Here is a 13411-nt window from a genome sequence, read left to right as displayed (position 1 = left end):
ATTATTTAGCCAATTTAGCAGCAAGACGTGCTTTATCGCGGCTAGCTTTGTTTTTGTGAATCAAACCTTTTGATTCAGCTTTATCGATGCTTGCAGAAGCAGCACGGAAAAGCTCTTCAGATGGGTTAGCTTCAAATGCTTTGATAGCAGAACGCATAGCTGATTTTTGTGCTGAATTTTTTTCGTTTTGTTTAACGTTAAGTTCAGCGCGTTTGATAGCTGATTTAATATTTGCCAATGTTTTCACCTCCAAATTAATCTAACTATATTATTATATAGAATTTATTGCGTTTTGGCAAGTCTTAATCACTGTTTCAGGAAAATTTACTTATTTTTTCAAGTAAATGTGATCGATTTTGTGATTATCAGTTTTGTGTAAAATTAATTCTGCCCTATTTCGAGTGGGTTCAATATATTTTTCTAGGTTTACAAGATTGACAGTTTTCCAAACCATTTTGGCAAACTCTAACGCGTCTTTGTATGGCATTTTAACAAATCTATTATAGTAGTTTGTCTTGTCTGTCTTAGCAAGTTCTAGTAAGCTGTCAAAACGTTCTAGGTACCATTTTTCAATTATATCATTTTCAGCATCAATATAGATAGAAAAATCAAAGTAGCCAGTCATATAGATACGTTTGTTTTTTTGATTCTGAAAAACGTTGATACCTTCGACGATTAAGAAATCAGGTGCTTCGATAACTTGTTCTTGATCAGGAACTATATCGTAAACTTCGTGTGAGTAAACAGGAATGCGAGCTGTCATTCCATTTTTGACCGTGTCAAGAAAGTTTAAAAGAAGTTCCATATTATAACTTTCAGGAAATCCTTTACGGTCTAAGATATTTTGCTCTATCAAGACCTTATTGGGATAAATAAATCCATCAGTCGTTACCATTTCAACTTTGCTATCTTTAAATGTTCGAGATAGTAGAAGTTGTAGAAGACGACTGGTCGTTGATTTCCCAACAGCTACAGAACCAGAGATTCCGATAATAAAAGGTCGTTTACTCGCATCTTTTTTTAAAAAGATGCTTTTTGAAAACGAAAGGTTTTCTTGAGCGTTTTTGTAAATTTGAATCAAACTGATTAAAGGAAGATAAACTTCAACAACATCCTGGATGCTGATGTTATCATTTAAACTTTTAATCGATTCAAGCTCCTCAGCTGTGAGAAGCGGCTGAGTTTTTCGATGCAATTCCTGCCAAGTCTCGCGAGAAATAAGATCAAAATTAATAAATTCGTTAGTCATACGAAACTCCTTAAAGAGGTTATCTACTTTATTATAGCATTTTAAGCTTTAGTTGAAAACAGTTACAATGCTTGATATGATAGAAGAGTATGATAAAATAGAAGTGCATTATAAAAGAAAGTGATAGAAGAATGACTAAAATGTATTATGCAGAAAACCCTGATAGTGCTCACGACATTCAAGAATTAAAAGTTACCTTGCTTGGGCAATCGTTTACTTTTTTAACTGATTCAGGCGTTTTTTCTAAAAAAATGGTAGATTATGGGAGTCAAGTCCTTTTAAATACCCTAGATTTCGAAAAAGGAAAGATACTGTTAGATCTTGGTTGTGGGTATGGTCCTTTAGGAATTTCACTAGCAAAAGTTCAAGGTGTTAAACCAACTATGGTTGATATCAATAATCGTGCAATTGATTTAGCGAAACAAAATGCACAAAAAAATGGTGTCGAAGCTGATATTTTCCAATCAGATATCTATGAGAAAGTCAATGGAACATTTGATTATATCATCAGTAATCCGCCAATTCGTGCAGGAAAACAAGTTGTCCATACAATTATTTCTGAAAGTATTAACTATTTAAAAGTTGGTGGCAATTTGACAATTGTTATTCAGAAAAAACAAGGTGCACCAAGTGCAAAAGCCAAAATGGAAGAAGTTTTTGGAAATGTTGAGATTTTAAAACGTGATAAAGGCTATTATATTTTACGTAGTGAAAAAACAAAATAAGTGAATAAAAAATCTTTATTGAATTAGTTATTATTTCTAGTTCGATAAGGATTTTTTTGTTGAATTCCTTTAATGACAAGCTTTGTGACAAATGTCATAGAATAATTATGACATCGTAGTCACTTTTTAAAGTATAATTATTCACATAAAAATCATAAAATACACTAATATAAAGCGATTACAAAACCGAAAGTCACTAATTTTACGGTCGCAAAATCTTGTTGTTTATAGTAAAATGATAGGAAAAGGTTCAGAAATACCGAATATTACATATGACACATATATCATATTCAGTGCAAAAAGGTTGCTATAATAAGGTTTTTATATAGAAGTGAAACAAAATAAGCGTTTTAATGAATTTTCGGTTTTTGCCATTTTTACTCTTTATTAAAAAAATAGCAAAAAAGACTTACATTCTATCAAAAAAATGGTAGAATAGATAGAGTGTAATTATTAATGAAATGAAAATAACATTTTCAGGAAGGAATGGAAATTATATTAATGTCAATTAACAAATACATTGATCACACTTTATTGAAACCTGAAAGCACTCAAGATCAAATTGATAATCTTATTGCTGAAGCTAAAGAATACAACTTTGCTAGTGTCTGTGTTAACCCAACTTGGGTTTCTCATGCTTCAGAAGCCTTAAAAGATTCTGATGTAAAAGTATGTACTGTTATCGGATTCCCTCTAGGAGCTAACACAAGTCGTGTGAAAGCATTTGAAACAAAAGATGCTATCGAAAATGGTGCTGATGAGATTGATATGGTAATTAATATCGGTCGCTTGAAAGCAAAAGAGTATGATTTTGTTGAAAATGATATTCGTGCTGTTGTTGAAGCAAGCGGAGATAAATTAGTAAAAGTTATCATTGAAACATGTCTTTTAACTGATGAAGAAAAAGAAAAAGCATGTCAATTGTCAGTAGCCGCTGGAGCTGATTACGTTAAAACATCTACTGGTTTCTCAACTGCAGGAGCAAATGTACATGATGTTGCTCTTATGCGAAAAACGGTCGGTCCTAACATTGGTGTAAAAGCTGCTGGTGGTGCACGTTCATATGCTGACGCTGAAGCGTTTGTTAAAGCTGGTGCAACACGTATTGGAGCATCATCTGGTGTTGCAATCGTGAACGGTGAAACAGCTGCAGAAGGTAGCTATTAATCAGTACTTACTTTAAAAAGATAACTTATTTTCTATTTGGACGGTCGCGATGACGGTCAGGTGGTAACGATGCCACAGTTTCGTAGACTTAGCCTAAGTCTATTTTCAGAGTGTTCATCAAGCCAATTGGCTTGATAGATTTTAGCAACAAACGTTGCTTATAAGTTTTTTAGGAGGGTTCATTTTTCATGAACAAGAAAATTGTTGGTCTTGGACTTGCTGCAGTAGCAACATTAGCGCTCGGCGCATGTAGTCGTTCAAATTCATCTAGCTCTAGCTCAAAATCAAGCGTAAAAGCTGCGATTGTTACTGATACAGGTGGTGTTGATGATAAATCATTCAACCAATCTGCTTGGGAAGGTATGCAAGCTTGGGGTAAAGAAAACAAATTGAAAAAAGATACTGACTACACTTACTTCCAATCTGATAGTGAGTCAGACTATGCAACAAACCTAGACTCAGCTGTTTCAAATGGTTACAACCTTGTTTTTGCAATTGGTTACAACCTTCACGACGCTGTTGATGAAGCTGCACCTCAAAACAAAGATACAAACTATGTTATTATCGATGATGTCGTTGCAGACCACAAAAACGTTGAAAGTGTATTGTTTGCAGATAACGAAGGTGCTTACCTTGCGGGTATTGCGGCTGCAATGCAATCTAAAACAAAACACGTTGGTTTTGTAGGAGGTGTCGAATCTGATACAATCACTCGCTTTGAAACTGGATTCAAAGAAGGTGTTGCTTCAGTAGATAGCTCAATCAAAGTTGACGTCCAATATGCTGGTTCATACTCTGATTCAGCTAAAGGTAAAACAATCGCTGCAACAATGTATGCTAGTGGTGCTGATGTTATTTACCATGCTGCTGGTGGTTCTGGTACTGGTGTCTTCTCACAAGCCAAAGAAATCAACGAAAAATTACCAGCTGATAGCGACAAAAAAGTTTGGGTTGTTGGTGTAGACCGTGACCAAACTGAAGAAGGTAACTACACTTCATCTGATAAAGTGAAATCAAACTTTGTTTTGACTTCAACAATCAAAGAAGTAGGTCAAGTTGTTAAAGATATTGCTAACCGTCAACTCAAAGGTGATAAATTTGAAGGTAACACAACTAAAACATACGGTCTTAAAGACGGTGGTGTTGATCTTGTTACTAAAAACCTTCCAGATAACATCAAATCTGCTGTAGAAACTGCAAAAGAAAAAGTTATCAAAGGCGAAGTAAAAGTAGATGATGGCGTAAACAAATAATCGCTCTTTTGAAAAAAGCGACCAAATTGGTCGCCTTTTTTCAGGGACTGAGATAAATCTTATTTTTATCTCAGTTAAGTTCATTAAAACATGTTTTAATGGGCTTAACTGACCTAAAAATTATTATTAGACTGAAAGGGATCACACATGACACATGAAAACGTCATAGAAATGCGTGAGATTACCAAGAAATTTGGTGATTTTGTCGCAAATGACCATATTAATTTAGAAGTCAGAAAAGGTGAAATCCACGCTCTCCTTGGAGAAAATGGTGCTGGTAAATCAACTTTGATGAATATGCTTGCTGGTCTTTTGCAACCAACAAGTGGTCAAATCTTAGTAAAAGGTGAAGATGCAACGCTTGACTCACCATCTAAATCAGCTAAGATGGGTATCGGAATGGTTCACCAACACTTTATGTTGGTTGAAGCTTTTACAGTTGCTGAAAACATTATCTTAGGTAATGAAGTGACAAAAGGTCCTGGAATTCTTGACCTTAAAAAAGCAAGTAAAGAAATCAAAGAATTATCTGAAAAATACGGTTTAGCGGTTGATCCGTCTGCCAAAATTTCTGATATTTCAGTTGGTGCGCAACAACGTGTTGAAATCTTAAAAACACTTTACCGCGGAGCTGATATCATTATCTTTGATGAACCGACAGCTGTTTTGACACCTTCTGAAATCACTGAATTGCTTGATATTATGCGTAATTTGGTTAAAGAAGGCAAATCAATCATCTTAATCACTCACAAACTTGATGAAATTCGTGCTGTTGCTGACCGAGTTACAGTTATCCGTCACGGTAAATCAATTCAGACAGTTCCAGTTGCTGATTCAACAAGTAACGAATTGGCTGAAATGATGGTTGGTCGTGCTGTTTCATTTAAAACAGATAAAATTCCAGCCAATCCAAAAGACGTTGTTCTTTCAATCAAAGATTTGGTTGTTAACGAAAACCGTGGTGTTCCAGCTGTTAAAGAGTTGTCACTTGATGTTCGTGCAGGAGAAATTGTTGGTATCGCTGGTATCGATGGAAATGGTCAAACAGAATTGGTTGAAGCATTGACTGGTTTGCGTAAAGTTGAATCAGGTAATTTCTTCATCAAAGGTGTTGACATGATAAACCAACGACCGCGTAAGATTACTGAATTGGGTGTTGGACATGTGCCAGAAGATCGTCACCGTGATGGTATGGTCCTTGATATGACCATTGCTGAAAACATCGCTCTTCAAACTTACTACAAAGAGCCATTCAGTAAACATGGTTTCATGAACTATCATAAGTTGAACGAACATGCTCGTCAATTGATGGCTGAATTCGACGTTCGTGCCGCAAGTGAATTGGTATCAGGTGGAGCTCTTTCAGGTGGTAACCAACAAAAAGCGGTTATCGCTCGTGAAATCGACCGCAATCCTGATTTGCTTATCGTAAGTCAACCAACACGTGGACTTGATGTCGGTGCGATTGAATACATTCGTAAACGTTTGGTTGCCGAACGTGATAAAGGTAAAGCCGTTTTAGTTATTAGTTTTGAATTAGATGAAATCCTTGATGTTTCCGACCGTATTGCCGTTATTCATGATGGTAAAATTCAAGGTATCTTAGACGCTGCCACAACCAATAAACAAGAACTTGGTATTTTGATGGCTGGTGGAAAAGTGGAAAAGGAGGATTCTAATGTTAATGTCTAAGAAAACCCAAAAATGGGCTGTTCCATTGATTGCAGTATTCCTTGGAATGTTGCTCGGAGCAATCCTTATGCTTTGCTTCGGCTACAATCCTTTGTGGGCATATAATGATTTGCTTTACACTGCATTTGGTTCAGTAAAAAATATTGGTGAAATCTTCCGTGCAATGGGTCCACTTATCCTAATTGCCCTTGGTTTCTCAGTTGCTTCAAAAGCTGGCTTCTTTAATGTTGGTCTTCCTGGCCAAGCCTTAATGGGTTGGGTAATGTCAGTTTGGTTTGCTTTATCATTCCCTGATTTACCAAAACCAGTTTCAGTTATTTGTACTGTCTTAGTCGGTCTTATTGCTGGTGGTATCGCTGGTGCCATTCCTGGTATTTTACGTGCTTTCCTTGGTACAAGTGAGGTTATCGTTACAATCATGATGAACTACATCATCTTGTACGGAACCCAATATCTTATCCAAGATGTATTCCCAGATAAAATCATGCGTACAACAGAAGCAACTATCAAAGTTTCTGAAAATGCATCATATCAAACAGAATGGCTATCTGCTCTAACAGATAATTCACGTATTAACATCGGTATTTTCATCGCCTTATTTGCTGTCTTTATCGTATGGTTCTTAATGCGTAAAACAACATTGGGTTATGAAATTACTTCTGTAGGGATTAACCCACATGCTGCTGAATACGCTGGTATGTCAGCTAAACATTTGATTGTAGTTTCAATGATTATCTCAGGTGCTCTTGCTGGCCTTGGTGGTACTGTTGAAGGTCTTGGAACATTCGGAAATGTCTACTCTCAAACAAGCTCATTAAGTATTGGATGGGACGGAATGGCCGTATCTCTACTTGCTGTTAATACAGCTCTTGGTATTCCATTTGCATCATTCTTATATGCCGTTCTTTCAATCGGTAAAACAGGTATGATTGGTATCCCATCAGAAGTTATCGATGTTGTGTCAGCCTTTATCATTTTCTTTGTCGGAGCTGATTACTTGATTCGTCAATTTATTAAAACTAAAAAGAAGAAGGAGGAAAGTAAGATGAGTTTTTCAACAACGTTAGCCCTATTAGTTTCTTCCATGCTAATTTATTCTGCACCTTTGATTTTTACAAGTATCGGTGGAACATTCTCTGAACGTGGAGGTATTGTTAACGTCGGTCTTGAGGGAATCATGGTTATGGGTGCTTTCTCAGGTGTTCTTTTCAACCTCAGTTATGCTGATGTTTTCGGACATGCGACACCTTGGGTTGCTTCAATTGTTGCTGGTTTAGTTGGTCTTTTGTACTCACTTATCCACGCAGTAGCAACTATTAACTTACGTGCCGACCACGTTGTATCTGGTACAGTATTGAACTTGATTGCACCATCGTTTGCGGTTTTCCAATGCCGTCACTTGTTTGGTAAAGGTCAAACAGATACAATTACTCAAACATTCGGTCGTTTTTCATTTCCTATTTTAAAAGATATTCCATTTATCGGAAAAATCTTCTTTAACAATACATCTTTGGTAGCATACGTAGCTATCTTGGTATCATTTATTTCATGGTACATCATCTTCAAGACACGCTTTGGCCTTCGTCTTCGTTCAGTAGGTGAACACCCACAAGCAGCTGATACACTTGGTATTAACGTTTACCTTATGCGTTATGCAGGTGTTATGATTTCAGGTTTCCTTGGAGGAATTGGTGGTGCTGTTTATGCACAAACGATTTCAAACAACTTTGCGGTTACAACAATTGCAGGTCCAGGTTTCATCGCCCTTGCTGCTATGATTTTTGGTCGTTGGAATCCAGTCGGAGCAATGCTTTCAAGTCTATTCTTCGGTTTATCACAATCTCTTGCGATTATTGGAGCACAATTACCATTCTTCTCAAGCATTCCATCAGTTTACCTTAAAGTTGCGCCATATGTATTGACAATCGTTGTTTTAGCAGCCTTCTTCGGTAAAGCTGTTGCACCAAAAGCAGATGGTGTTAACTACATTAAATCGAAATAAAATAAATAAGTTGGTATTATGCCAATTTATTTTTTAAGCTAAATAATTGTAAGCGCTTCTAATATGTGATATAGTTATCTTAATAAATAAGATAATCGAGGTTACTTCTATATGAGTAAAATTGTTGTAATTGGAGCAAATCACGCTGGTACAGCTTGCATAAAAACGATGTTAACTAACTATGGTTCTGAAAACGAAGTGGTGGTATTTGATCAAAATTCAAATATTTCATTTTTAGGATGTGGTATGGCTTTATGGATTGGTCAGCAAATTTCAGGACCAGAAGGGCTTTTTTATTCAAATAAAGAAGAACTTGAGCAGTTGGGAGCAAGAATTTACATGAATTCTCCGGTAGAGTCAGTTGACTACGACAAGAAATTAGTAACAGCTCTGGTTGATGGGAAGCCTCACCTAGAAAGTTACGATAAATTAATTTTTGCGACAGGTTCAAGACCGATTATTCCACCGATTAAGGGAGTTGAGCTAAAAGAAGATAGCCAAGAATTTGAAGCTAAGTTGGAAAACATTCAGTTTGTAAAACTCTATCAAAACGCTCAAGATGTCATTGAAAAGCTTAAGGAAAAAGAGATTTCACGTGTTGCCGTAGTAGGTGCTGGTTATATCGGGGTTGAACTGGCAGAAGCTTTTCAGCGTAAAGGAAAGGAAGTAACTCTGATTGATGTTGCAGATACGTGTCTTGCAGGTTATTATGATGAAGATTTAAGTGCTATTATGGCAAATAATCTTCAAGCTCACGGCATCAAGTTAGCTTTCGGAGAAACAGTAAAAGAAGTTGTTGGCAAAACAAAAGTTGAGAAAATCATCACGGATAAAGCAAGTTATAATGTTGATATGGTTATCCTTGCTGTTGGTTTTAGACCAAATACAAGCCTTGCTGCTGGAAAAGTTGAACTTTTCAAAAACGGTGCTTTTCTCGTTGATAAAAAACAAGAAACAAGTCTCCCTGGCGTTTATGCAATTGGTGATTGTGCAACCATTTATAACAATGCTTCTTGCGAAACGGACTATATCGCCCTTGCTTCAAATGCAGTAAGAACTGGTATTGTTGCCGCTCATAATGCATGTGGTCATAATCTTGAAGGAATTGGAGTGCAAGGATCAAATGGTATTTCCATTTATGGCTTAAATATGCTATCAACTGGTTTAACGCTTGAAAAAGCAAAAATCAAAGGCTTTGACGCAGAAGAAGTAGAATACAGTGACAAACAAAAACCAGATTTCATCGAGAAGAATAACTTCGAAGTCACTTTAAAGATTGTTTATGACAAAGAAAGTAGACGTGTATTGGGTGCCCAGATGCTGGCTATGGCAGATATTTCATTAGGTATTCATCTTTTCTCACTAGCTATTCAAGAAGGTGTAACGATTGATAAATTAGCTCTCACAGATTTGTTCTTCTTACCTCACTTCAATAAGCCGTACAACTACATTACAATGGCTGCTTTAAATGCAGAATAAGACACAAAAAAGCTATCCGTAAGGATAGCTTTTTATTTAAAAACTAGAAATTAGTTTTTGCAAGCAGAAGCGAATTCTTCTTTAGAGAAAGCTTCGTCGATGATAGCTTTCAATTCTTTAGCAGAAGCTTCCATTTTTTGTTGTTCAGCGTCATTCAAAGGAATGTTAACTGGACGAACGATACCGTGAGCACCAACGATAGCTGGTTGACCGATGTAGCAGTCAGTTACGCCAGGGTATTGACCTTCTTGGAATACAGAAAGTGGAAGAACTGCATTTTCGTCATCAAGGATTGCTTTAGTGATACGAGCAAGCGCAGCAGCGATACCGTAGAATGTAGCACCTTTTTTGTTGATGATTGAGTAGGCAGCGTCACGAACACCTTCGAAAAGTTCAACCAATTCAGCTTCGTTAACGTTTTGAACGTCTTTAAGGTAGTTTTCAAGGTTTACACCGGCAACGTTAGCGTGTGACCAAACTGCAAATTCTGAGTCACCGTGTTCACCCATGATGTATGCGTGAACTGAACGTGCATCAACATCAAGTTTTTCAGCCAATGCTTGACGGAAACGAGCTGAGTCAAGTGAAGTACCTGAACCGATAACGCGTTCTTTAGGGAAACCAGAGAATTTCCATGTAGAGTAAGTCAAAACGTCAACTGGGTTAGCAGCAACTAAGAAAATTCCGTTGAAACCAGATTTAACAACTTCAGTTACGATTGATTTGTTGATAGCAAGGTTTTTACCAACAAGGTCAAGACGAGTTTCACCTGGTTTTTGAGGTGCACCAGCAGTGATAACAACAAGGTCAGCATCTGCACAGTCTTCGTATTTAGCAGCGTAGATTTTTTTAGGTGAAGTGAAAGCAAGAGCGTGGCTAAGGTCTTCAGCATCCCCAACAGCTTTGTCGAACAATTGTGGGATTTCGATGATACCAAGTTCTTGTGCGATTCCTTGGTTTACAAGTGCGAATGCGTAAGATGAACCTACGGCACCGTCACCAACAAGGATAACTTTTTTGTGTTGTTTAGTTGCAGTCATTTATCTAAACATCTCCTTAATTTTTTTAGGCTGACGCCTATACGAATAATATTTTAACACGTTAAGTGAGAAATGTCACGAACTTATTGTAAAAATTTGAAAAAAGAAGAAAGCAAAAATTTTAGGCGAAAACTCTCTATTTTTATCTTAAAAGTTAGTGAATTTTTCACAATGATTTTACTGATTTTTTGCCATATTATTATTTTGAAAATACTTAGGAAAACTTTGATAGCTAATCTTACATTTAGTTAATAAGACGTAAAAAGGGGATTGGTCAAGATATGGTTTTACCGTACTTTTGTGGTATAATATAGTTGAGTTTTACACTAGAAAAGGAGTGTTTTTCCTTAATGCAGGATAAGAATTTAATTGACGTAAATTTAGCTTCAGAAATGAAGACAAGCTTTATTGATTACGCCATGTCTGTTATTGTTGCTCGTGCTCTTCCTGATGTACGCGATGGATTGAAACCAGTTCATCGTCGTATCTTGTACGGGATGAATGAGCTCGGTGTAACGCCAGATAAACCTCATAAGAAATCTGCACGTATCACCGGTGATGTTATGGGTAAATACCACCCACACGGTGATTCATCAATTTATGAAGCAATGGTGCGTATGGCACAATGGTGGAGCTACCGCCACATGCTCGTTGACGGGCACGGAAACTTTGGTTCTATGGACGGAGACGGCGCAGCCGCACAACGTTATACAGAAGCACGTATGAGTAAAATCGCTCTTGAAATGCTTCGTGATATTAACAAGAATACTGTTGATTTCCAAGATAACTACGATGGTAGTGAACGTGAACCACTTGTTTTGCCATCACGTTTTCCTAACTTACTCGTTAACGGTGCGACAGGTATTGCCGTAGGTATGGCAACTAATATTCCGCCACACAACTTAGGGGAATCTATCGATGCCGTTAAACTGGTTATGGATAATCCTGATGTCACAACACGTGAGTTGATGGAAGTATTGCCTGGTCCTGATTTCCCAACAGGAGCTCTTGTTATGGGTAAATCTGGAATTCGTAAAGCCTATGAAACCGGTAAAGGTTCTATCGTTCTTCGCTCACGTACTGAAATCGAAACAACTAAGAGCGGTCGTGAACGTATTGTTGTCACAGAATTCCCATACGGAGTTAACAAGACTAAAGTTCACGAACACATCGTTCGTTTAGCACAAGAAAAACGTATCGAAGGAATTACTGCCGTTCGTGATGAATCAAGCCGTGAAGGTATCCGATTTATCATTGAAGTGCGTCGTGACGCATCAGCAAACGTTATTCTAAATAACTTATTCAAACTTACTAGCTTGCAAACAAACTTCAGCTTTAACATGCTTGCTATTGAAAATGGTGTTCCGAAGATTCTTTCTTTGAAACAAATCATTGTTGATTACATTGAACACCAAAAAGAAGTTATTGTTCGTCGTACAGAGTTCGATAAAGCCAAAGCTGAAAAACGTGCTCACATCTTAGAAGGTTTGTTAATTGCACTTGATCACCTTGATGAAGTTATTAGCATTATCCGTAATAGTGAAACAGATGTAATCGCTCAAGGCGAATTGATGAGTCGATTCAACTTATCTGAACGTCAAAGTCAAGCTATCCTTGATATGCGTCTTCGTCGTTTGACAGGATTGGAACGCGAAAAAATCCAAGCCGAATACGATGACCTTCTCACATTGATTGCTGATTTGGCTGATATTTTGGCAAAACCAGAACGTGTTATCACAATCATCAAAGAAGAAATGGATGAGATTAAACGTAAATACGCTGATCCACGTCGTACTGAATTGATGGTTGGTGAAGTTCTTTCACTTGAAGACGAAGATTTGATTGAAGAAGAAGATGTCTTGATTACTCTTTCAAATAAAGGATACATCAAACGTCTTGCTCAAGACGAATTCCGTGCTCAACGTCGTGGTGGACGAGGTGTTCAAGGAACTGGTGTTAATGACGATGACTTTGTTCGTGAATTAGTTTCTACAAATACCCATGACCATATATATTTCATGACCAATAAAGGACGTGTTTACCGCTTGAAAGGTTATGAAATTCCTGAGTATGGTCGTACGGCTAAGGGATTGCCAATTGTTAACCTTCTAAAACTTGATGAAGGTGAAACTGTTCAAACTATTATCAGTGAAAAAGGCAGTGATGATAACGAAAATTACTTGTTCTTTGTCACACGACAAGGTGTTGTAAAACGTACCAAAGAGTCTGAATTTAGCAATATCCGACAAAACGGTCTTAAAGCCCTTAACTTAAAAGAAGGTGACGAGTTAATCAACGTTATCCGAACAAACGGTAATGATGATATTATCATCGGAACTAAGACTGGTTATAGCGTTCGCTTTAACGAATCTGATGTTCGTAGCATGAGCCGTTCAGCAACTGGTGTTCGTGGTGTTAACCTTCGTGAAGGCGATGAAGTTATCGGTGCTTCACGTATTACAGATGACCAAGAAGTTCTTGTCATTACTGAAAAAGGTTATGGTAAACGTACACTAGCTTCTGAATATCCAACTAAAGGTCGTGGTGGTAAAGGTATCAAGACTGCTAATATCACTGAGAAAAATGGTCAATTGGCTGGACTTGTAACAGTTAACGGCGATGAAGATATCATGGTTATCACAGACACAGGTGTCATGATTCGTACAAGCGTCGCTGACATTTCTCAAACTGGTCGTGCAACATTGGGTGTTAAAATCATGCGCCTTGACCAAGATGCGAAAATCATGACTCTAGCTCTTGTTCAACCAGAAGAAGAACAAGAAACTGAAGAAGTAGAAGATTAG

Annotated in this window: 10 protein-coding genes and 1 pseudogene; 8 read left to right on the top strand and 3 right to left on the bottom strand. The window is 37.3% G+C overall.

The features are described from left to right. Window position 1: 1 nt before the first annotated feature. Window positions 2–253 (bottom strand): 30S ribosomal protein S20, encoded by a 252-nt coding sequence (gene rpsT / locus STRINF_RS06175; protein WP_004231769.1) that lies wholly within the window; start codon window positions 251–253, stop codon window positions 2–4. A 75-nt stretch (window positions 254–328) separates the two neighbouring features. Continuing rightward, window positions 329–1249: a type I pantothenate kinase gene (gene coaA / locus STRINF_RS06170; protein ID WP_006532197.1), complete on the bottom strand. Its 921-nt coding sequence runs from the start codon at window positions 1247–1249 to the stop codon at window positions 329–331. Between the two features lie 131 nt (window positions 1250–1380). On the opposite strand from coaA, the gene STRINF_RS06165 reads away from it, so the two are divergent. The 7 genes and pseudogenes from STRINF_RS06165 to nox all read left to right on the top strand — a co-directional run bounded on the left by STRINF_RS06165 (window position 1381) and on the right by nox (window position 9567). Continuing rightward, complete coding sequence (locus tag STRINF_RS06165) at window positions 1381–1974, top strand: class I SAM-dependent methyltransferase (RefSeq protein ID WP_006532196.1); 594 nt, start codon at window positions 1381–1383, stop codon at window positions 1972–1974. 501 nt (window positions 1975–2475) lie between these two features. After that, window positions 2476–3141 carry a deoxyribose-phosphate aldolase gene (deoC, locus tag STRINF_RS06160; RefSeq protein ID WP_043878375.1) on the top strand — a complete coding sequence of 222 codons (666 nt, stop codon included), beginning with the start codon at window positions 2476–2478 and terminating at the stop codon, window positions 3139–3141. Window positions 3142–3329: 188 nt separating this feature from the next. Next, window positions 3330–4394: a BMP family lipoprotein gene (locus tag STRINF_RS06155; protein WP_006532194.1), complete on the top strand. Its 1065-nt coding sequence runs from the start codon at window positions 3330–3332 to the stop codon at window positions 4392–4394. Window positions 4395–4541: 147 nt separating this feature from the next. Continuing rightward, entirely contained in the window at window positions 4542–6086 is a 1545-nt protein-coding gene (locus STRINF_RS06150) for an ABC transporter ATP-binding protein (protein ID WP_006532193.1), read from the top strand. Beyond that, a pseudogene (locus STRINF_RS10340) lies at window positions 6079–7131 on the top strand (ABC transporter permease); the annotation flags it as partial. The gene STRINF_RS06150 and the pseudogene STRINF_RS10340, both read left to right, overlap by 8 nt. Then, the gene (locus tag STRINF_RS10335; RefSeq protein ID WP_014334780.1) at window positions 7132–8088 is read left to right on the top strand and encodes an ABC transporter permease; all 957 of its coding nucleotides are present in this window, start codon (window positions 7132–7134) and stop codon (window positions 8086–8088) included. It begins immediately after the preceding pseudogene. Window positions 8089–8199: 111 nt separating this feature from the next. Then, entirely contained in the window at window positions 8200–9567 is a 1368-nt protein-coding gene (nox, locus tag STRINF_RS06135) for a H2O-forming NADH oxidase (protein WP_006532191.1), read from the top strand. A 50-nt stretch (window positions 9568–9617) separates the two neighbouring features. Here nox and STRINF_RS06130 read toward each other — a convergent pair whose 3' ends face one another. Next, entirely contained in the window at window positions 9618–10607 is a 990-nt protein-coding gene (locus tag STRINF_RS06130) for an L-lactate dehydrogenase (RefSeq protein ID WP_006532190.1), read from the bottom strand. A gap of 350 nt (window positions 10608–10957) precedes the next feature. On the opposite strand from STRINF_RS06130, the gene gyrA reads away from it, so the two are divergent. After that, window positions 10958–13411, top strand: coding sequence for a DNA gyrase subunit A (gyrA, locus tag STRINF_RS06125; RefSeq protein ID WP_006532189.1), 2454 nt, complete (start codon window positions 10958–10960; stop codon window positions 13409–13411).

This window comes from Streptococcus infantarius subsp. infantarius ATCC BAA-102, from assembly GCF_000154985.1.
Taxonomy (GTDB): Bacteria; Bacillota; Bacilli; order Lactobacillales; family Streptococcaceae; genus Streptococcus; species Streptococcus infantarius.
Note: the sequence above shows the minus strand (reverse complement) of the source record. Positions and strands in the feature narration are given on the sequence as shown.

Coding starts and splice junctions, on each gene's coding strand:
- STRINF_RS06155 (WP_006532194.1), top strand. CDS start 3,330: ATGAACAAGAAAATTGTTGGTCTTGGACTTGCTGCAGTAGCAACATTA.
- deoC (WP_043878375.1), top strand. CDS start 2,476: ATGTCAATTAACAAATACATTGATCACACTTTATTGAAACCTGAAAGC.
- STRINF_RS06130 (WP_006532190.1), bottom strand. CDS start 10,607: ATGACTGCAACTAAACAACACAAAAAAGTTATCCTTGTTGGTGACGGT.
- coaA (WP_006532197.1), bottom strand. CDS start 1,249: ATGACTAACGAATTTATTAATTTTGATCTTATTTCTCGCGAGACTTGG.
- STRINF_RS06165 (WP_006532196.1), top strand. CDS start 1,381: ATGACTAAAATGTATTATGCAGAAAACCCTGATAGTGCTCACGACATT.
- nox (WP_006532191.1), top strand. CDS start 8,200: ATGAGTAAAATTGTTGTAATTGGAGCAAATCACGCTGGTACAGCTTGC.
- STRINF_RS06150 (WP_006532193.1), top strand. CDS start 4,542: ATGACACATGAAAACGTCATAGAAATGCGTGAGATTACCAAGAAATTT.
- gyrA (WP_006532189.1), top strand. CDS start 10,958: ATGCAGGATAAGAATTTAATTGACGTAAATTTAGCTTCAGAAATGAAG.
- STRINF_RS10335 (WP_014334780.1), top strand. CDS start 7,132: ATGAGTTTTTCAACAACGTTAGCCCTATTAGTTTCTTCCATGCTAATT.